We start from the raw sequence: 20,530 nt of genomic DNA on the forward strand, positions 1-20,530 counted from the left end.
AGAGTCAAATCTAATCTTGGATTCTCCAATTCTCGATTCCATGTAAAAATCCGTGGGGACTAGGTTCGATTCCTTTTAGTTTTTTACTGGCTAAAAAGAGAAGAGGGGTTTCATAGAGGAAAAGGCAGGCCTGCTTTTCGTATAGGAGTCTTTGGACTTTTTTGTAGATTTGGGCTCTTTTTGACCTGTCAAAGGTTCTTCGTCCTTCTTCCAAGAGTTTATCGACCTCCCTGTCCCTGAATGAAAAAAGGTTCCAGCCACCTTTTGTAGCTTTTGATGAATGCCAGAGATCGAAAATATCAGGGTCCCAGAGATAGGCTCTCGAGAGGATCACCGAATCGAACTCCTTTTCTTCAAGCATTCCGTGCCTTAAGGTCTGCCAATCGAATAACCTTATTTTTACTCTTACTCCAATCTTTTTTAGTTGTTCCACAATTAGCTCTGCAACCCTTTGAGCCTCCTTATTTTCTACGTTTACAGAAATACTGAATTCCACCTTTTCTAAGTTCATCGTTTTAAAAATCTTCTTTGCGGTTTCTGGATCGTAAGGGATAGGTTTGACACTATCGTCGTAATACCATACATTCCTCGGATAAGGCCCCAAAGAGATCCTGCCCTTCCCTAAGAGGACCACGCTTATAATTTCCTCTTTGTTTATAGCGTAAGCTATTGCCTTTCTGAATTTCTCGTTAGCAAAAAGTGGGTTCGATAAGTTAAAGCCTAGGCAAGTGTAGCGGAACGATTCAAACTGGTATTTGTTCAGGTTTTCTTTCGGATTATCTAAAGCAAAAGACAGAGGTACTTCCGCCGCATGAAGTCTTCCTGTTTTTAACTCTAAATAGCGGATCGCTGGATCCGGAATAAACTTGAGCTTTATTTTTTTAATGTTAGGTAGTTTTCCGTAAAACCTTGAAAAACTCTCAAACTCCATAAACTCGCCCCTTCGCCATTTTACGAGTCTATAAGGGCCTGTACCTATCGGAGTCCTATCTGAAGCATGATGAAGAACGCTATCTTTTAAGTGCTTGGGCAAAATACCGATTGTCCAGCTTTTGAAAGCAGAACCGAAGGGCTCATAATACGTGACAATCACTGTTTTGGGATCTTGAGCTCTTATTTCTTTTACTGGACCAAGCGAACCCTTTTTTGGAGATGGAACTTGTAAAGAACTCAAAAGTTCGTAGGTGAAAATCACATCCTCTGAGCTAAATCTTTTTCCATCGTGCCAGTAAACGTTATCCTTTAGCCTGAATATTACCATCCTTCCTTTGTCCTTTACCTCCCATGAGTAGGCAAGCTCCGGGACTGGTTGGCCCGAGTTATCTATGGAGGTAAGCCCTCTATAAATGAGATTGGAAATCATGTGAGAGTTAAGATCCGTAAGGAAGAAGGGGTTAATCGTTATGGGCTCAGAATCTAGTGCACATAGGATCTCATAAGCACTTTTTCCCTCAGTTATAGATGGGAGAATACAAAGACATATAAGCCCAAAGAGAGTTACCCTTTTCATCAAAAGTTCCCTCTAAGTCCAATGCCCCAGTTCCTTCCCGCTGCAGGATATCCAAACCTCTCTTGGTACTTTTCGTTAAAAACGTTATGCAAGTAGCCCAAAATTGTATATTTCTGGTCAGAGGAAAACTCGCTTCCAAATCGAGTGTAAAGTATGAACCTTGAGTTCTTACTCTAAGATTAGGATTAGGAATAGTATTATTGTTGTATATGACCTTTTGGGAAGAGACAAGCCTTCCATAGAGCCTTATTCTTTCACCTTTTTCACCCTTGTACTGCAATCCTAGGTTGAGTTTGTGTTAGGGTAGAGTTGGGATCTCGTCAAAGTCCCTATCCCTAGGATCCAGGAATTTTCGCGTTAAAGGGTCGTCCTCTGTATGACTTCTCTGAAAACTATAGTTCCCAAAGGCTGAAAATCCTTTTTTGAACTCTTGTGCAACCTCAATCTCACAACCATAAAGAGTAGCTTTCGGGATGTTGTAAGAAACGTAGTTTATGAGATCGAAGTGGATGTAGTTTTTAACCCTGTAGTAATATGGATGCACCTCCACTGAGGTTTTAGAGGGTAGCTGACTCTTCCATCCTGCCTGAATTAAAAATCCGTGCTCCTTTTTAAGTGGGAGATCTCCAGTATAAACTCCAGCATCGGGAGAAAAATGCCAGTAATGTTCGGGCGGGGTAGGGACCCTTAGAACCTGCGCCACAGTAAGGTAAAGAAGGGATCTAGGTGTAAGACTGTAAGTAAGTCTAACCGATGGGGAAAGACCTTCCATCTCTATATCCTTTATCCTTTCTTTTTTTCCGGAAGGCCCTGCATTTCCATCGTAACTTACGTATCGTATGGCCGGACTTATCATTAATTTGGGAGTTATTTGAATCTCATCTACGACATAAAGACCAAAGGTTTCGGAGTTTACGTAGTTCGGTTCCCTGAGAGGTCCTCTAGTGTCTTTGTGGAGCCGCTTGGCTCCGTCGTCTTTGAATCTAGTGTAGTCGAATCCAAATCTCATTTCATGGGTGCCTAGAGTGTATCGTATTGAACCATCTGATCCATAGGACTTATCGTCGTACCATTTTTTATGAAAGATCCGTCCTCGAGCTATTCTCATATTTCAAGCCTTCCTCTCAGCAAAATTTTTCCAGATTCTGATTTCTGCTAATCCATTTTTTAGTCCGTGCTCGTATCCCAAAAGAAAATTAACGATCTTTCTCCTTCACCAACTTCCCTTCTTTAACGTTTCAATCTTTCGGTCTTTCCTTGAGATTTAACCCCCATCATTCACCAAGTTAGAGAAAGCGAAAATCGATAGAAAAACTTTTCCCCTCTATCAATACTCAGATGGTTCGCTTTTTTACTCCAAAATGAGCTACCCAGGAAGCAACTTGTACCCCGTAGAACTTTTCAAAAATTTTCCCACAGGAAGATCTATCTCCAAGTATCTAGCAGGTCTCAGTTTCTTATCGTTCCATCAGTCAGAAAAGAAAACTGAACTTATGTAGCACCACACATTTGAGTGTGCCGGTACCTCGATACAATTGGCACAAGGCATGGATTAGTAATAACTGGCAACCTTAAGGATCTTTGAACCTTCATCTGAAAGAAACTCTCCAAAATTTTTCTGTTTAAACTCTATTCAAGGGAAGGAATCAGTCCTCTTGTAGATAAAGTGGGCAGAGAAGATCTTTTCTGAAATACAAACCATCTACGAAAGGAAAAAGCAAGTCAGCACTTCTGGCGGAGAGAGAGGGATTTGAACCCTCGGTTCCGCTTTTTAGCGGAACACACGATTTCCAGTCGTGCTCCTTCGGCCGCTCGGACATCTCTCCACCATCATTTTTATAACATATGCCATTTTTATCTTACAAGCCTCGGTTTCATTCTATCTCAATTCGAAATTTTTCTTCCAAGTGGTGGGGGTGGTAAGAGATCTTTGCCCTTCGTAGTCCCGGTATACCAAGATCCTGCTCTCTATTGATGTAAATTGCGTCTTTTGCGCAAATTTCACTGAACTTCTGATTTATGAGACTGAAAAGACCCGGGTATTCAGGGTCTGCTTTTTCAACATGGACGACCATGGTCGTGTCGTTTAACATCTCGCCTATGGAAAAAGCAACTACCTTTTTTCCGAGTAAAATTACTCCTCCAATTAGATTCAATTTCTCATAATTGTCAAAGAGCTCGCAGACGGCCTCAAACTCCGCAACAAGGCTTTTGTCTTTTGGGTCTTTTTTCTTTTCTACCCACCTTCTGTGTACTTCGATACAGCCTTCCATGTGATCCCTTTCCAGAATCTGGAATTCGAGAGGGTAAATCCTCAAAAGCCTATTTATATGGTTTCTTGGGATTCGGTACCTTTTCCCTCTGAGATAGGCTAAATCGTCCCTCGAATAAACGTAATCGAAGTGGTCCCTTTGAGGAAACACCGAAACATTTTGAGTCCCGAGAATCTCTTTCACGAATCTCATATCGGCCCTTTCTATTATCGCTTTCTTCGACGAAGTTTTTCGTTTTAGCCATTCAATGAAGGCAAACAAGGTCTTTCTATCTCTTACACCGATAGGCTGGAAGCCATAGACTCTTTTAGGATCCGCCTCACAAACGCAAAAAAGGGTCTCATCGACTACCGCCCACCTAAGTCCATAGTATTTTCTCCACATAAAGAGGTTCGTGAATGTCCATTCTGATGTTGTGGGCCTATAGGCCCTGATTATCCTCTCAATGTGAACTCTATCATCTATTGTTATCTCCTTGAAGTTTGGAAATACTGGGACCACGTAAGCTCCCTGATAATCTTTTCTCAGAAAGTTTAAAAGTCCCGGATTAAAATTGTTTTGTGCTCACAAGAAATTTGGCATAATATCTTTTACACTGCAAGACTTATGGAGGATAGTATGGAAAGGAGCCAAAGAATTATCGTTGTGGGCGGAAATGCCGCAGGAATGAGTGCGGCTTCCGCAGCAAAAAGGATAAACAAAAGTGCGGAGGTTATCGTTTTAGAGAAGGATGGCTATATTTCTTATGCCACTTGTAGCCTTCCCTACTTTATCTCTGGGGACGTAAAGGATTTCGAACAGCTCATAGTCCTAACTCCAGATGTAGCCGAAAAAGAAAGGGGTATTAAGGTCCTACTTCACAAGGAGGTCATAGATATAGATGTGGAAAAAGGTAAAGTCTCGGTTAAAGATCACAACGACGGAAAAGAGGAAGAGTACGGTTTCGACACCCTTGTGCTCGCTCTAGGTGCCTCGCCAATAAGACCGGATGTGCCTGGAATAGATTCAGAGGGCATATTTACGATCAGAACGCTCAAAGACGGGCTTATGATAAAAGAGTTTATAGAAAAAACAAGGCCAAAAGATGCGGTGATTGTGGGCGGAGGCTATATTGGGATTGAGATGTCTGAAAGTTTAAGGAAAAGGGGGATCAATGTTACGATCGTCGAAAAGATGGACAGAATTTTGGGCACAATGGAGGAAGAGATAACTCAATCTGTTGAGGAGATTCTTAAAAAGCATAACGTGCGCATTCTTAAGAACACCAGCCTTTTTGGTTTTGGAACTATGAATAAAAGAGTAACCAGCGTCATCACTGATGCCGAGGAGATTCTGACGGATATGGTCATTCTTGCCATAGGGGTCAAGCCCAATTCCGAAATAGCCCTAAGGGCTGGTATAACACTCGGGACGGCCAACGCTATAGCTGTCGATGAAAACACAAGAACCAATATCGAAAACGTATTCGCTGCGGGTGACTGCGCCGAATCTTTCCATTTGGTAACAGGGAAGAAAGTGTACATCCCTCTTGGAACGACAGCAAATAGGCAAGGAAGGATAGCCGGTGAAAATGCATCAGGAAAAAGAAGCCTTTTTAAGGGAGTTTTAGGTACAGCCATGACCAAAGTGTTTGAACTTGAAGTGGCAAGGACTGGAATATCATCAATTGAGGCCCAAAGAGAGGGGATCGATTTCATAAAAGTTACAATAACTGGAAGCTCGAGAAGCAGAGCTTACCCCGCGGGAAAGACCATCAGAATAACTTACATAGTCGATAAGAAAACAGGACTTCTTCTTGGTGCGCAGATGGTAGGAGAAGAAGGTGTCGCACTACGGATAGACACATTAGCAAGCTGTATACATAATCGCATGACTGTTCATGATGTGGCCTCAATTGACCTGGGGTATGCTCCGCCTTTTGCGACCGTCTGGGACCCAATTCTAATTGCGGCAAACGAGGCCATAAAAAGACTTTAACCGATAAATGTCTTTAAAATGGAATATGGACCTGTAGTTCCCGCCTTTTTAGCTGGTGTTATGACATGGGCTCTTACGGCACTTGGTGCATCGACTGTTTTTTTGTTTAAAAGTGCGCCGACTAAACTAAACTATCTTACGCTCGGATTTGCAGCTGGTGTTATGACTTCTGCTAGTTTCTGGTCCCTCATCCTCCCTGCTCTTGAGATGAGTGAGACTTTCCATGAGTTCAAGTGGCTTCCTGTCTCTTTGGGATTCGTAATAGGGGTTTTCTTTTTGAGAATCGTCGATTATTTTTTACCCCATATCCATCCGTATTTCAAAGAAGGTTCCTATGAAGGATTGAGAGTCGATCTAAAAAAGTATACCTTGCTCTTTCTTGCCATGACTCTCCACAATATTCCCGAGGGTCTAGCGATAGGTGTTTCCTACGCCGCATCCTTCCTGGATCCTTCAAATCTAAGTCATTATTCTCCTTACGCCTTGGCGTTTGGAATTGGACTACAGAATTTGCCCGAAGGGATGGCAGTTACATTTCCTTTAAGAAAAAGCGGGCTTTCCAATTTTCGATCCTTTCTTTACGGACAGTTTTCAGGTGCGGTGGAACCGGTCTTTGCTCTAATTGGAGCAATTGCGACATCTTTTTTCTCTTCTGCCCTTCCCTACGTTATGGGCTTTGCCGCAGGAACAATGATTTATGTGGTCATTGAGGACCTTATACCAGAGTCCCAAAGTGGCGGAAATACAGATATACCGACTCTTGGCTTTATGACAGGATTTCTACTTATGATGATTCTAGATCTCAGCCTTGGATAATTTGACAGGCCGCTGAAATTGTTATAAATAACTCCTTAAGTGCCTGGGTGGCGGAACTGGTAGACGCAAGGGACTTAAAATCCCTCGGAGCCCCGTTGCTCTGTACGAGTTCGACTCTCGTCCCAGGCACAATTTTTATTGGAGATCTTAAGATATGCTAAGAGAATGGGAAATTTTAGACTCTTACATGGCTTCCGACTTCAAAATCTTCAAAGTAGGTGTACAGAATGCCTTATGCCCCAGGACAGGAAAGGTCTCTCAATTTTACACAATCCACACTCCCCCCTGGGTCAACGTAATCCCACTCACAGAAGACAGAAAGGTTGTAATGATAAGGCAGTTTAGGTTTGGATCTCAAAGCTTCTGCTTAGAGATTCCCGGAGGACTTGTGGATAACGAAACTCCTGAAGAAGCGGCAAAAAGAGAGTTACTGGAGGAGACTGGTTATTCGGGAGACTATGTCGAATTTCTTGGCTCTGTTAACCCAAATCCTGCCTTATTTGACAATGAGTGTAGTACGTTTCTCGTAAAAAACGTGAAAGAGGTTGGCAAAAAGAATTTGGACCCCAATGAGGACATAGAAGTAGTCCTTGTGCCCTTAAAAGACATACCTCAACTCATAATGAAAGGAACAATAAATCACGCACTTGTGGTTGCAGCTTTCTGTTTTTACTTCCTTAAATACCCCGAGAATGCCTAATCGGACTATCCCAATCCTTGCCATCGTTGGTTGGTCAAAGAGTGGAAAAACTACGTTTCTAGAAAAACTAATTCGAGCCGCAAAAGAGAAAGGCCTAAAAGTGGGAGCGGTCAAGCATACGCATCACTCGTTAGAGAACGAAGATAAAGACACCCAAAGGCTTGCAAATGCAGGAGCTGATCCGGTACTTTTAGTCTCCGATAAGTTTCTTTTAGTCACAAAAAAGACGGAACGAGAACTTTCCCTCGAAAAAATCGTCGATGATTTTTTAGGTGATGTGGATATCGTTCTTGCGGAGGGTTTCAAAGGTTCGAAATTTCCAAAGATAGAGGTTTACTCCGAAAAGGAAGGAGCCCTCTTTAAAGAAGATCCCTATATTTTGGCAGTTGTGGCTAAAGAGAAACTCGATACCGATCTTCCGGTTTTTGGACCAGATGACGTAGAAAGGGTTCTCGATTTTATAATCCGTAAATTCTCTTTAGCTCCTTGACTAAAGCTATGTTTTCTAAGTGTCCGGTGTGTCTTGCCGTTATTTTTCCTATGACTGGTCTATTGAGAAGGTAAAGGTCACCTAGTAGATCGAGGATTTTGTGCCTTACAAATTCATCCTCGTATCTTAGCTTAGTATTTATGACCTTTTCTCCATCTAAAAGGATCACGTTGTTTATCCTTCCTCCCTCCCCAAAACCCATCCTCGAAAGCATCTCAAAGTCACTTAGAAAACCGTAAGTCCTTGACGGTGCTATCTCTTTTACGAATTCGTCAAGCCCCCCTTTGAAGACGTAATTCTGATAGTTTATAGGGGGACGGCTCTCGATGGTAAAATCTACAATAAGTTCATCGGACGGCTCTATCGATAGGTATTTCCTTTGCGGCAAGTTATCGAGTACGAAAGGTTCCTTTACTACTATCGGTTCTACATGGGCGGATTGTTCTACAATCCCAGCTTCCTGAAACTTTTCGCATATTTGAGCAGCAGAACCATCAAGAATAGGGACCTCTTCGGAAACCTTAACTAATAGGTTTGTAATGCCGAACATATGACAGCTCGCCATGAGATGTTCTATGGTCCTTACTATACAGTTTCTTCCTTTAAGAGAAGAAGCGTAACCGATAGAGTATACGTGATCGATAAAGGCAGGTATCCTCTCCCCATCTGGCACATGTTCAAATATTATGCCTGTGTTTTCAGGCATGGGAAGAAGAATCATCCCGGTTTTCACTCCTGTGTGTAAACCGTGACCGTAAAGCACTATGCTTTTGCCTATTGTCTTTTGAATGAAGGTTCTTTCGCCTGTAAGGATGGACTTCATTTCGAAGGACGTTTCCTTAAGCGGAGTCTCCTTTGAATCGCTAAGACACCTCCCTATAACCTCAAGCACTTTTTCCAAGGATAAAGGCTTTTCGAGGAAGTCTATCGCTCCTTTCTTAACAGCCTCTACGGCTGTTGAGATATTACCGTGCCCGGATATAACGACAACCTTAGCTTCCTTATTTACCCTCTTAATCCTCTTTAGCACCTCTATCCCATCCATCTCCGGCATCCAAATATCCAGTATCACGAGATCTGGATTTTCCCTTTCATAAACGGCAATCCCTTTCTTTCCGTCCTCCGCTTTTAAAACTGAAAAGCCCTCATCCTCTAATATCGAGGAAAGACTTTCAAGTATGTCTTTTTCGTCGTCAATTATGAGAATCTTTTGCATAGCATTATTTTAAATAACGCCTGGAGGTTTAACAAGATTTTTGGAATTGGCATTCGGTTACCCGTTTATGGTATAAATAATATCGCAGTCGAGGGAGGATAAAAGGTTTATTGGACGGCACGATTGAGGAAGGTTTCCTGAGGATCTCTTTTGAAGATATAGATACTGCCCGTAATCTCTTTGGTCCCCGCGATGAAAACATAAAGTACCTCCGTAAGCATTTCAACATAAAGGCGAATGTCCGTGGAAATTACTTAACAATCACAGGAAACAAAAAGGACGTTGAGACTACAAACATAGTGCTTAAAGAGCTACACGAGAGGGTGAAAAAAGGGTATCATGTCAGTTTGGACGATATAGATGAGGTTGTCTATACTGTAACGGGAACGAGATATGGGCTTGCTGAAGATCAGATAATTATCCAGCCCACAAGGAAGATTATAACGCCGAGGTCTAAGAACCAAAGGGAGTACATCGATGCCATAAAAAAACACGACATAGTAATAGCTATAGGTCCTGCTGGTACTGGAAAGACTTATCTTGCCATGGCCATGGCACTCAACTTTTACTTCGGAAAAGAGGTATCCAAGATTGTACTTACAAGACCGGCAATTGAGGCCGGAGAAAAACTCGGTTTCTTACCCGGGACCATGTACGATAAGGTTAACCCTTACTTGCGCCCCCTCTACGACGCCTTATACGACATGGTTGAGTTCGAAAGAGCGTCGAGACTTATAGAAAAGGGGGTCATAGAAATCGCTCCTTTGGCCTTTATGCGCGGAAGAACTTTAAATGACGCATTCATAATTCTCGATGAGGCTCAGAACACCCTCTCCGACCAGATGAAGATGTTTCTTACAAGGCTCGGTTTCTCTTCTAAGACAGTTATAACCGGAGACGTTACTCAGATAGATCTTCCCGACAAAAAACTAAGCGGTCTGGTTGAGATTCAAACGATACTTAAAGGGATAAAAGGAATACGCTTCGTTTACTTTACCGAAAGAGACGTTGTAAGACATCCGCTTGTAAGGAAAATAATCAAGGCGTACGAGAAAAGGAAGGCGAATAGCAGTAATGAACGCTCAGAACGGAAAGGATAGGCCTCCCTCGTCCGTTTTAATAAAAAAGATTCTCATCTTTTTCGTATTTTCCCTTTTTGCAGCCCTCCTATTTACGGCGGAGATTCCTCTCTCAGTTCCGGAGTATAAGGAGGGTGATATCGCCAAAAAAAACATAAAAGCAAAACAGGAGACATACGTTCCCGAACTTTCGCTGACCCTAAAAAAGGACGAGATGGTCATAAGGGAGGGGGAAAGGGTAAGCACGGAACATTTAAAGAAACTGAATGCCTTAAGAAGCAAAGAAAAAGAACGGCCAAGGACTTTGTTAAAACCTTTATTCTTCCTTCTTTTTGTCTTTTTTTTCACAACCATTATCCACGAATTTGCAGAAAAGAACATAAAAAAGTACCAGATCACTGAAAAAGACCTCATCTTTGCTTTATCTCTCACACTCTTTGTGCTTTCCACCATAAAAGCCGTTTGGGCACTCTCAGATTCTATTTCACCTCGATTTAAAACGGATCTTCTTTACTTCGCACCTGTATTCCTCTATGGGATGCTCTTAAGGATAGCCCTATTTTCAGAAGCGGCTTTTGTCTTTTCGTCCATACTTACGGCCATAACTATCCTTATGACCTACGAGTTCCACTTTTCCGTCCATGTATTAGTCTCATCCATTCTTGCAAGCTATTTCTCAAGACAGTGTGAAAGCAGAAACACGATTTTAAAGGCAGGTCTTTATTCTTCTATCATCGCAAATCTCTTTGTCCTTCTCTTTGCGGGTATCACTGGAGTCGGCACTGAAAATATAATTTACAGGATAGGTTTTGTCTTCTTATCCGGCATAGTGAGCAGTTTCTTAGCCCTCGGTCTTCTACCTATCATAGAGAACCTCTTCGATTACACAACAGACATAAAGCTCCTGGAGCTTGCAAATCTCGAACATCCCCTCCTCGAACAGATGATGGTGAATGCTCCAGGGACGTATCATCACAGCATAATAGTGGGAAACCTCTGTAAAGCAGCTGCGGAAAGTATCGGTGCCCATCCTCTACTTGCTAGGGTTGGAGCTTATTACCACGATATAGGAAAGTTAAAGATGCCCCACTACTACGTCGAAAATAGAAAAGGTTTTGAGGATGCGCATAAAAATCTGACCCCGAACATGAGCGCCCTTATCATCTTATCCCACGTTAAAGAAGGTGTCGAACTTGCAGAAAAGTATAAGCTTGGAAAAAAGATACGGGACATAATTCATCAGCATCACGGTAAAAGCTTATGCGCCTTTTTCTACAACAGGGCTAAAGAACGGGAAGATCCTTCGATACAGATCGTAGAAGAAAAAGACTTTCGATATCCCGGACCAAAGCCCCAGACAAAGGAGGCTGGGATAGTGATGCTTGCCGACCAGGTTGAGGCATCGAGTAGGGTTTTGGAAGATCCAACGCCTAAAAGGATAGAGTCGCACGTCCAAAAGATAATAGAGGAGATATTCCTGGACGGGCAGCTCGATGAGTGTGAATTGACTCTTAAGGATCTCCACGCGATACAAAAAAGCTTCACAAACATTCTTACAGCCATGTTCCACCACCGTATTGAATATCCGGACAGGAAAGACTATGCCAGTGGTACTGCAAGACAGGCAGAAAAGACTAAAAACGGACAAAAGGCTAATAAGAAGGGTAACGGAAGAGTTATTAGCCTTTTTAGGACTTAGCGATAAGACACTTAACATTCTTTTTACGGATGACGAGGGTATAAAAGAATTCAATAGAAGGTTCCTAAAGAGGGATCGGCCAACAAACGTCATTTCTTTTTCGTATCTCAAACAAGAAGATTTGCTTTTCACTCAGAATATTATGGGAGACATAATAATCTCTCTAGAGAGAGCTGCCAAAGAGGCAGAAGGCGCAAACATTCCCTTCTATCAGCGACTTTTTGAACTTATAATTCACGGCATTTTGCACATAATCGGTTACGACCATGAAGAGAGCGAAAGAGAAAGGCGAAGGATGAGGTATATGGAGAAAAAGCTTATGAATCTTTTAAAATCAACATCAATCTATGGACAAATTCCGGATTCTGAGAAATCGAAGTTTAAGTCCTGATTTTCTTTTCCCTTTTTCTTCCGGACTTTTGATGGTCCTTTCACAACCGCCTTTTCCTTTTTTCTTTCTTGCTTATTTTTGTCTCGTTCCCCTTTTTTACTCAATGAGACGGGACGGGTCGAAAGCTGATTTTTTTTTCGGTCTCAAATCTGGAATCGTTGCCTACATTGGGCTCCTCTATTGGGTCGTGATTGCAATGACAAAGTACGGTGGAATAAATCTTCTATCGAGTATGGCCTGTATGCTTCTACTCTCAACCTATCTGGCTTTGTATGTTGGTGCGTTTACCTACATATCAAGCCTCACGGAGTCAGTACTCCGAATACCTGTTTATTTTTCTGCACCTTTTTTCTGGACACTTTTAGAGTATTTGAGGACCTATATGCTCACTGGTTTTCCGTGGTCGCTTTTGGCCTACTCTCAATACAATTTTCTTCCCTTTATTCAAATATGCTCCTTTGCGGGTCCTTACTACGTTTCTTATGTCATAGTATCGATTAACTGCCTGCTCTTTCTACTTTTGACTAGAAATTTAAAATCCAAGGCGGAGTTCTTTTTTTCTGTCTTTGTTACTATGCTCGTTGTCGTTACGATTTTTTATGGTCTTATAAGGCTAATTTCGGATGAAGAAATGAAAAGCACAAAAATTGTTTCGGTAATTCAGGCATCCATACGTCAAGATGTTAAATGGACTGATGAGTATAAATTGGAAACTTTAAAAAAACATATATCGATAACGTTGGGTGTACCGCAAGAAAGTAACCTTATAGTCTGGCCCGAGACAGCACTGCCTTTTACCCTTGAGGAAGGAGGTTTGATGGTAGACGAGTTTTCGAAGTTTGTGCGAATCCTTAACGTTCCCCTCCTTGTGGGAGCCCTCTCAAGGGATGAGACGAAAAAACTTTACAACTCAGCTTTTCTTTTCGATTCCTATGGAAAAGTCATCGGTATTTACAGGAAAGTCCATTTGGTACCATTCGGAGAATATACACCCCTTATAGAATACTTTCCTTTCCTTGAGAAAATTAGCGTAGCAGGCGAGGATTTTAGCCCAGGAAAGAGCCACGAGCCCCTACTGTTACCTGGATTTGGCAGAATCGGCGTTCTTATCTGTTACGAAGGGATCTTTCCCCAGATATCGAGAAAGACTGTGATCGAGGGAGCCGAAATCCTTATAAACCTAACTAACGATGCCTGGTACGACAGAAGCTCTGCTCCCTACCAGCATTTTGCTTTTTACATTTTTCGAGCCATTGAAACAGATAGGTTCGTAGTAAGATCCGCAAATACAGGGATAAGCGCGGTAATAGATCCCAAAGGAAGAGTCATATCTAAGACTTCTTTGTTCACGGAGGAGATCCTTACATCCAAAATTTCTCTAAGGAAAGGAGAGACGTTCTATGTGAAGTATGGGGACTGGTTCATAGCTCTCGTCGCTTTTGCACTTTTTATCACAGTTGCTTTTAGATCACTTTCTCATAAATACCTCTGGAAGTAGAAGCGATATTTGAGGAATGTAGGTCATGACGAAAAGGCACCCTATGAAGATGAGAAGGTAGGGAAATACCATTTTCGATACTTCCACAAGGCTTTTTTTCATGATCGCCATCGATACGAATAAGTTTAGCCCAAAAGGAGGTGTCAGAAATCCGCACTCTATGTTTACTATCATCACTATGCCGAAATGGACCGGGTCTATATTGAACGCCTTTAAAGTCTCCAAAAGGATCGGGGAAATAACGATCACTGCTGTCACTATATCCATGAAACTGCCGATCACGATTAGAAGTGCATTTATCGCCAAAAGGAAAAGCCACTTGGCTTGAATGTACGAAACTATGAGCTCTGCAAGCCTCTGGGGTATCTGCTCAATCGTTAAAAGCCAAACGAAGGTCATTGCGCATGAGAGAATAAAGAGAAGGCAACCAGAAAGGATGGCAGAGTTTTTTGCTATCTTTACTATCTTTCCAAATGTAAGCTCCTTATATATAAACATTTCAACAAATATGGCATAGATAGCGGAGACGGCCGCTGCTTCAGTGGGTGTAAAGACACCTCCGTAAATCCCGCCAAGTACGAGAAAGGGAAGGAGAAGTGCCCAAATTCCCTCTTTTAATATCCTTTTTGCCTCATTTAAACTGTAATTTTTTTGAGTTCCCCACCCGTTGATTCTAGATAGGATGTATGAGTAAACCATAAGGCAGGTGCCGATAAAAAAACCAGGAAGGAACCCCGCAAGGAAGATCTCGGCAACCGAAACATGCATAACTAGAGCATAAAGTATCATAGGTATACTGGGAGGTATTAGAATTCCCAACGATCCTGCGGATGTTAAAAGCCCTATTGAAAATTTTTCGTCGTAGCCAGCCTTAATCAGGGCCGGCATCATTATGCTACCTATCGCGATAACGGTTGCCGGAGAGGAACCGGAGATAGCGGCAAAAAATACACACGAAAGTACTGAAGCAATAGCTAGCCCACCTGTAAATCTTCCCACCACAAGATTCATGATTGAAACGAGTTTTTCAGCTAATTTTCCTTCTCCCATTACATTTCCAGAAAGTATGAAGAGGGGAACCGCAATGAGTACAAAATTGTCAAGGCCGTTGAAAAGTTGCTGAATAAGTGAGGTGAGAGGGGTCTTCGTTAGGAAAGCAAGGTAGATTGCTGTCGTTGACGCTAAAACAAGCGCTATCGGAACACTAAGTACGAGAAAGAGAGAGAAACAGAGAAGTATTATGCTCAAATCCATTTAGCTTTCCCGCGTCAATTTCTTTAATGGTTCTTTTCTTAAAAATGAGATGAAGTGACTTACAGACAGGAAAAAGAATCTAAGTGCCATGATGGCAGAAAAGACTGGGATGGAAAAGTAAGGCAGAAACATCGGTATTTGCATGGCAGAACTTTTGACCCCGAATTTTTTGAGATGAATAACATGGGTTAGTCCGTAATAAACAAAAACTGAGCATATGAAGGACGAAACAATATAGGCAAGCAATTTTAGAAGATGGCCCGTCCGATCTGGTAGACTTTCGGTTAGGGCTTCCATCGAAAAATGGGTTCCGTATTTGACTCCCAGTGAAGCCCCGAGAAAAGTCATAAATATCAAGGTATAGTTCGCAAACTCGTTAAACCACATGAAGGTAAAAGAGATGGTGTACCTAAAAACGGTTTCTAAAAAAGTAATAAAGGCAAGAAAGAGAATGAGAAAAGCGATGACGCCTTCCTCGATTGCTTGAAGTTTCCTTATAATTCCCATGCTACGAGAAGAAAAGGGCTACACCCTTTTCATCTGCGCTTTGAGTAGTATTCTATCTTTTTCACGAAAAAGTCGTACCACTCAGGACCTACAACGGTCCTAAACTTTTCGTGAACAGGTTTTACCGCTTTTTTAAATTCGTTCCTTTCCTTTTCGCTTAGGACGTAGACTTCAACATTCTGAGCCTTTGCCTTCTCGACAGCCTCTTCCCTGTGTTTTGCGTTTACTTCCCTATTCACCTTTATCTGCACGTCTGCAGCCTCTTTGAAAATCCTTTGCTGATCAGGGGTAAGGGTATTCCAAAAAGCTTTGTTTACAACCGTCAAGCACTCCGTAAGTATATGGTTTGTTATCGTTGCATACTTGTTTACTTCAGTAAACTTCATGAGGATCGATGTATAAAGCGGGTTATCCTGACCGTCGATTATTCTCTGCTGTAGCGCGTTATACACCTCGGGGAAAGGCATTGGTGTTGGATTTGCACCGAGTGCCTTGAATGTTTCTATGTGGAGCGGGCTTTCGATAACCCTAATTTTGAGTCCCTTGAGATCGGATGGTCTCTTTATGGGCCTTTTTGAGTTAGTAATATCCCTGAACTCGTTTTCCGTGTAACCAATAAAAACAAAACCTTTCTGATCACAGTATTTTGCAAGTCTCTCCTTTACTTCCTTATCATCCAGGACCTTGTAGGCGACTTCCCTCGTCGGGAATATGAAAGGAAGTTCTATTATGGCAACTTCGGGCACATAATTCGACAAGACCCCAGCGGTTACAGAAGTCATATGGAGCGTTCCTGCCTGAACCTGTTCCGTCATCGATCTTTCTCCGCCCAGTTGTCCAAGCGGGAAGACTTGAACTTCCACCTCACCGTTCGTCTTTTCGTTTACGTATTTCGCAAAAGCCAAGGTTCCCTGGTGCTGTCCATGAACTGGCGGAGCGACGTGTCCGTATTTGACGACAAGTTTTGCTTCTAAACCCGAAACTCCAACAAAAAGGCAAAAAATTACGAAGATGGTGGAAATTAACGCTTTTTTCATGATTTCCCCCCATTATTTATCTATTATAGGTTCTATCTGGCCCAGGGGCCTTAAAAATGTGTACTCAAATGGTTCGTGAATTAGCTTCTTTCCAATGTATTCCGTATCCTGGGTTCCCAAACTAAAAGGGATAGAAAGGATCGATGCCAAAATACCAAGAGCACACGCCGTTATGCCAGCAGGTCTCAATACCAAAAGGTCAAATAGGATGCTTTCACCGGTTGGTCCTTCTTTTACATCCGTTGCCTCACATTTCTGAGCTATTCCAGAAAGAAAAAGGCTTAAGATCACTGCTAGACTTATAAATATTCTTAAGTTCTTTAGGAAGATTTTGCCGATCTTCAAAACTATCACCCCTCCTTTTCGGTAACCTCATAAATACTTTCGAAGACTATGTCGAATATTTTTTTTAGCGTTTCCTCATCTATCGCTAAGGGAGGCATAATAACTACCACATCTCCAAGTGGTCTAATTATAAGGCCCATTTCTCTTGCTTTTAGAATAACCTTTTGCCCCATCTTTCTTTCCGGCGGATACGATTTTTTGTCTTTTTTTGTCTGAACAAGCTCGATTCCTATCATCATTCCACCCTGTCTTACATCGCCAACATGTGCCAATTCATTAAACCGCCCTAGTTCTCCTCTTGCGAATTCTATTTTGGCTCTGATTTTTTCCAAGAGATTCTCTTTTTCGAAAAGTTCTAGATTTGCCAATCCGAGGTTACAGGCTATGGGATTTCCAGTGTACGTATGGCCGTGAAAGAACGTTTTGAATTCTTCATAACTACCAAGGAAGGCCTCGTATATCTCATCAGTTGTAACGGTTGCGGCAAGAGGGAGATAACCTCCTGTGATGCCCTTAGCAAGACAAATAATATCAGGCCTTACACCTTCTCTCTCACAGGCAAAAAGTGTTCCTGTTCTACCAAATCCTGTCGCAACTTCATCGGCGATAAAGAGAAGGTCGTTTTCCTTGGTCACCTTCCAAACCCTTGACAGAAAACCCTCCGGCTGGACTATTATGCCCCCCGCTCCTTGAACGTAAGGTTCTATAATGACGCCACATAGCTCGTCTTTGTGTTCCATGACAATATGTTCGAAGATTGAGGCACACTCCATTGCACATTTTGACCTGTCCAGCTTCAAAGGACATCTGTAACAGTAAGGCGAAGGCGCCTTGTAAGACTTAAAAAGTAGGGGCCTATAAATCTTATGGAATAGGTCGATGCCGCCTACACTTACTGCGCCTAGAGTGTCTCCGTGATAGCCGTTTCTAAAACAGACGAACGACCTTCGCTTTTTTTCTCCTTTATGCTGCCAAAAATGGAATGCCATCTTCAAAGCAACCTCAACGGCTGTTGAGCCATTATCCGAATAAAAGACTTTATTTAGACCCTCGGGCAGTAACTCTGTAAGCCTCTTAGCTAGTAATATCGATGGAATATTTGCAAGGCCGAGCAGAGTTGAATGGGGAAGCTTGTATGCCTGCTCAACTATGGCTTTTATGAGTTCCTCTCTTGTGTACCCGAAGACGTTGACCCATATGGATGAAGTTCCATCTATGTATCTTTTGCCATCAACGTCAATTAGGTAAAAGCCATCCCCTCTCTCTATTATTAGGGGATCACTCTCCACGTATTCCTTCATCTGTGTGAATGGATGCCAGACGTGTTTTTTGTCCCACTCTCGAAGCAGTTCTTTTAAGTTTTCGTCCATCCCATCTCCCCAGTTTTTTTTCTTTTTTACAATTTCGCGAGAATAGGTGTCAACCCGAATTTTCGACAATCTAAGTTCTTGGTTAGAGATTTGGGTACTAAATTTATTGACAAGGGTTTTGTGGAAATCATATAATACAATGTGAAAAAAATAACATAATCCAGGAGGAACCTAATGGGAAAGTTCGATAAGATCTACGAAGAATACATGGCCAGAAGACAGAGAGCGCTTGCTATGGGTGGCGAAGAGGAGTTAAGAAAAAGAAAAGAGAAAGGTCAGACCAACGCAAGGGAAAGAATAGAGCTTTTGTGTGATCCTGGCACTTTTACTGAGGTTGGGCTCTTTGTCACACACAGACAGACGAAATTTGGAATGGCCGATAGATACATACCCGCAGAAGGTGTGATCACAGGGTACGGCAAGGTAAACGGCAGGTATGTCGTCATTGCCTCAGAAGATTACACCTCCATGGCCGGTACTTACGGAGAATACCACGGAAAAAAATTTGTCTGGGCGGTCCAGTTTGCTATGGAGAAAGGTTGGCCTTTCATCGGCATAAATGACTCGGCGGGAGCGAGACTCCAAGAAGGTATGGACTGTCTTGAAGCATACGGATGGCTCTTTAGAGCCCAGACTCTTGCCTCTGGCGTAATTCCGCAGATTGCCCTCCTTCTTGGACCATGTCTTGGTGGCCAAGCGTACCATCCCATCATGAACGACTTCCTAATTCAGAGTAAAAAAACCGGATTCATAGGGATAGCGGGACCTGCCTTTGTCAAAACTCAGACCGGTGAAGATATCACACTCGAAGAACTCTGCGGCTGGGAGCCTCACGCGAAAAAAGCCGGAAGTACCCACATAGTCGGCGAAGACGATTACGAGTGCATAGAGCTTTGTAAAAAGCTTCTCTCGTACCTTCCTTCCAACAATAAGGAGAAGCCTCCGAGAGGCGAAAGATACGACGATCCCGAAAGAGAGATCCCAGAACTGGATGAGTTCCTTCCCGATCCAAACTTGAGAGTGCCTTACGATATGAAACCCTTAATCGAGATGGTTGTCGACAAAGGCAGCTTCTTCGAGATTCATAAATACTTTGCCCAAAACCTCATTGTGGGATTTGCCCGTTTCGACGGAAGGGTAGCTGGTATAGTTGCTAATCAGCCAAAAGTCCTGATGGGCGGGCTTGACTGCGACGCATCTGACAAGCTTGCAAGATTTGTAAGATTCTGCGACCTTTTTAACATACCAGTTGTCACTTTCGTTGACTGTCCAGCATTCTGGATAGGTTCTTACCATGAATGGAGAGGTATTCTCCGCCATGGTGCAAAAACTCTTTTTGCCTGGTCCGAGGCAACTGTTCCTCTAATTTCGGTCATCATAGGCAAGTCTTACGCGGGCGCCCATTACGCGATGCTTGACAAAAGTATCGGAGCGGATCTCGTGTTTGCGTGGCCAACCGCAAAAATCAACATAGTTGGGGCTGAGACAGCAGCAAGTGTAATTTATGCAAAAGAGATAAAACAGTCTGAAAATCCGAAAGAGACGGCAAAAAGGCTCATAGAAGAGTATAGATCCAAACTCGAAAACCCGTACCAAGCTGCAGAGAGGGGTTATGTGGATGACGTCATTATGCCTAGGTACACAAGAAAGTACATATGCAGAGCCTTGGAGGTACTAGAAAACAAAAGAGTCCAAAGACCAGACAAAAAGTACTCAAACATTAACCTTTAAACTAAACCCGGGTTTCCCGGGTTTTTTTATTTTTTCACCCTCAAGCTCCTTATGGGTTATGTTCCACAGCTAATTTGAGCTTTTGGCCTCCCATAGAATTTCCGCACATATTCTCTAATCTATCTTTCATGCGGGCCCGGGTCTAATTGGCACACTCCTATTCGTTACCGTAATAAAATATTTCACTCACAAAAATATGAGTTTTTTTGCTTTTTTTGAGTTTTATCAAATCTTAATTTCTAAAGGTGAGTTTTGGCTATTTTTTCAGTAACGAAAAAGTTTTCAAATTCTAAGATGATTCTTGATTCCCTTTGAACCGTTTTGATGGCATAAGGTTCATAGCTTTCGCGCTTTACGAGCCGAGTCTTTCGGAGATAGAACATTTGCCCATATATCCTTTTTTTGATCTTAGAAAGTTTTTACAGTCCTTGCAGCTAAAAGACACCCATTTCATGACAGCCGCAAAGACAAGACACCTTCTGTAGTGTTTGCAGTCAAAGTACCTATGAAGATCAACCTCTTCAAGTGTAAGCTCTGCAGAGAGTCTTTGTGGACCCGCCATACTCAGCAACGTAGATATTAAACATTTAAAGTAGGATTAAGTCCAGTCCTTCTGTCTTTATGTTCATGTCCGATC

19 protein-coding genes and 2 tRNA genes are annotated in these 20,530 nt (G+C 42.4%); 11 read left to right on the forward strand and 10 right to left on the reverse strand.

The window, feature by feature from the left end:
* Window positions 1–10 precede the first annotated feature (10 nt).
* The 4 genes from NZ583_05655 to NZ583_05670 all read right to left on the reverse strand — a co-directional run bounded on the left by NZ583_05655 (window position 11) and on the right by NZ583_05670 (window position 4,284).
* The gene (locus NZ583_05655; GenBank protein ID MCS7281096.1) at window positions 11–1,510 is read right to left on the reverse strand and encodes an ABC transporter substrate-binding protein; all 1,500 of its coding nucleotides are present in this window, start codon (window positions 1,508–1,510) and stop codon (window positions 11–13) included.
* Window positions 1,511–1,808: 298 nt separating this feature from the next.
* Window positions 1,809–2,618: a TonB-dependent receptor gene (locus NZ583_05660; protein MCS7281097.1), complete on the reverse strand. Its 810-nt coding sequence runs from the start codon at window positions 2,616–2,618 to the stop codon at window positions 1,809–1,811.
* A 624-nt stretch (window positions 2,619–3,242) separates the two neighbouring features.
* Window positions 3,243–3,336 (reverse strand) — tRNA-Ser (locus tag NZ583_05665).
* A 48-nt stretch (window positions 3,337–3,384) separates the two neighbouring features.
* Window positions 3,385–4,284, reverse strand: a complete 900-nt coding sequence (locus NZ583_05670) for a phosphatidylglycerol lysyltransferase domain-containing protein (protein MCS7281098.1) — start codon at window positions 4,282–4,284, stop codon at window positions 3,385–3,387.
* A 117-nt stretch (window positions 4,285–4,401) separates the two neighbouring features.
* Here NZ583_05670 and NZ583_05675 point away from each other — a divergent pair, with 117 nt between their 5' ends.
* The 5 genes from NZ583_05675 to mobB all read left to right on the forward strand — a co-directional run bounded on the left by NZ583_05675 (window position 4,402) and on the right by mobB (window position 7,766).
* Complete coding sequence (locus tag NZ583_05675; GenBank protein MCS7281099.1) at window positions 4,402–5,760, forward strand: FAD-dependent oxidoreductase; 1,359 nt, start codon at window positions 4,402–4,404, stop codon at window positions 5,758–5,760.
* Between the two features lie 18 nt (window positions 5,761–5,778).
* Window positions 5,779–6,576, forward strand: a complete 798-nt coding sequence (locus NZ583_05680; GenBank protein MCS7281100.1) for a ZIP family metal transporter — start codon at window positions 5,779–5,781, stop codon at window positions 6,574–6,576.
* A gap of 41 nt (window positions 6,577–6,617) precedes the next feature.
* Window positions 6,618–6,705 (forward strand) — tRNA-Leu (locus tag NZ583_05685).
* Window positions 6,706–6,730: 25 nt separating this feature from the next.
* On the forward strand, window positions 6,731–7,276 hold the full coding sequence (locus tag NZ583_05690; protein MCS7281101.1) for an NUDIX hydrolase: 546 nt from the start codon (window positions 6,731–6,733) through the stop codon (window positions 7,274–7,276).
* A complete protein-coding gene (gene mobB, locus NZ583_05695) occupies window positions 7,269–7,766 on the forward strand; it encodes a molybdopterin-guanine dinucleotide biosynthesis protein B (protein MCS7281102.1) in 498 nt (165 codons plus the stop codon). Before NZ583_05690 ends, mobB begins: the two co-directional genes overlap by 8 nt.
* On the opposite strand, the gene lpxC is transcribed toward mobB, so the two are convergent.
* Window positions 7,735–8,982: a UDP-3-O-acyl-N-acetylglucosamine deacetylase gene (gene lpxC / locus NZ583_05700; GenBank protein ID MCS7281103.1), complete on the reverse strand. Its 1,248-nt coding sequence runs from the start codon at window positions 8,980–8,982 to the stop codon at window positions 7,735–7,737. The genes mobB and lpxC overlap by 32 nt on opposite strands.
* Before the next feature lie 110 nt (window positions 8,983–9,092).
* Here lpxC and NZ583_05705 point away from each other — a divergent pair, with 110 nt between their 5' ends.
* Genes NZ583_05705 through lnt form a run of 4 tightly spaced genes read left to right on the forward strand, consistent with a single transcriptional unit; the run spans window position 9,093 to window position 13,649 of the window.
* A complete protein-coding gene (locus NZ583_05705) occupies window positions 9,093–10,082 on the forward strand; it encodes a PhoH family protein (GenBank protein ID MCS7281104.1) in 990 nt (329 codons plus the stop codon).
* Window positions 10,057–11,760, forward strand: a complete 1,704-nt coding sequence (locus NZ583_05710; GenBank protein MCS7281105.1) for an HDIG domain-containing protein — start codon at window positions 10,057–10,059, stop codon at window positions 11,758–11,760. Before NZ583_05705 ends, NZ583_05710 begins: the two co-directional genes overlap by 26 nt.
* The gene (gene ybeY / locus NZ583_05715; GenBank protein MCS7281106.1) at window positions 11,663–12,151 is read left to right on the forward strand and encodes an rRNA maturation RNase YbeY; all 489 of its coding nucleotides are present in this window, start codon (window positions 11,663–11,665) and stop codon (window positions 12,149–12,151) included. Before NZ583_05710 ends, ybeY begins: the two co-directional genes overlap by 98 nt.
* Before the next feature lie 31 nt (window positions 12,152–12,182).
* Window positions 12,183–13,649: an apolipoprotein N-acyltransferase gene (gene lnt / locus NZ583_05720; protein MCS7281107.1), complete on the forward strand. Its 1,467-nt coding sequence runs from the start codon at window positions 12,183–12,185 to the stop codon at window positions 13,647–13,649.
* On the opposite strand, the gene NZ583_05725 is transcribed toward lnt, so the two are convergent.
* Genes NZ583_05725 through bioA form a run of 5 tightly spaced genes read right to left on the reverse strand, consistent with a single transcriptional unit; the run spans window position 13,620 to window position 18,162 of the window.
* A complete protein-coding gene (locus NZ583_05725) occupies window positions 13,620–14,903 on the reverse strand; it encodes a TRAP transporter large permease (GenBank protein MCS7281108.1) in 1,284 nt (427 codons plus the stop codon). The two genes, lnt and NZ583_05725, sit on opposite strands and share 30 nt — an antisense overlap.
* Window positions 14,904–15,410 carry a TRAP transporter small permease gene (locus NZ583_05730; GenBank protein MCS7281109.1) on the reverse strand — a complete coding sequence of 169 codons (507 nt, stop codon included), beginning with the start codon at window positions 15,408–15,410 and terminating at the stop codon, window positions 14,904–14,906.
* A gap of 29 nt (window positions 15,411–15,439) precedes the next feature.
* The gene (locus NZ583_05735; protein MCS7281110.1) at window positions 15,440–16,447 is read right to left on the reverse strand and encodes a DctP family TRAP transporter solute-binding subunit; all 1,008 of its coding nucleotides are present in this window, start codon (window positions 16,445–16,447) and stop codon (window positions 15,440–15,442) included.
* Between the two features lie 12 nt (window positions 16,448–16,459).
* The gene (locus tag NZ583_05740) at window positions 16,460–16,801 is read right to left on the reverse strand and encodes a hypothetical protein (protein MCS7281111.1); all 342 of its coding nucleotides are present in this window, start codon (window positions 16,799–16,801) and stop codon (window positions 16,460–16,462) included.
* Complete coding sequence (bioA, locus tag NZ583_05745; GenBank protein MCS7281112.1) at window positions 16,798–18,162, reverse strand: adenosylmethionine--8-amino-7-oxononanoate transaminase; 1,365 nt, start codon at window positions 18,160–18,162, stop codon at window positions 16,798–16,800. The genes NZ583_05740 and bioA overlap by 4 nt, the downstream gene beginning before the upstream one ends.
* 174 nt (window positions 18,163–18,336) lie before the next feature.
* Between bioA and NZ583_05750 the strand changes: the two genes are divergently transcribed.
* Window positions 18,337–19,893, forward strand: coding sequence for an acyl-CoA carboxylase subunit beta (locus tag NZ583_05750; protein MCS7281113.1), 1,557 nt, complete (start codon window positions 18,337–18,339; stop codon window positions 19,891–19,893).
* Between the two features lie 311 nt (window positions 19,894–20,204).
* Window positions 20,205–20,378 (forward strand): hypothetical protein, encoded by a 174-nt coding sequence (locus NZ583_05755; GenBank protein ID MCS7281114.1) that lies wholly within the window; start codon window positions 20,205–20,207, stop codon window positions 20,376–20,378.
* Window positions 20,379–20,530 lie beyond the last annotated feature (152 nt).

The organism is Thermodesulfobacteriota bacterium (assembly GCA_025062045.1).
Classification (GTDB): Bacteria; Desulfobacterota; Syntrophorhabdia; order Syntrophorhabdales; family JANXAF01; genus JANXAF01.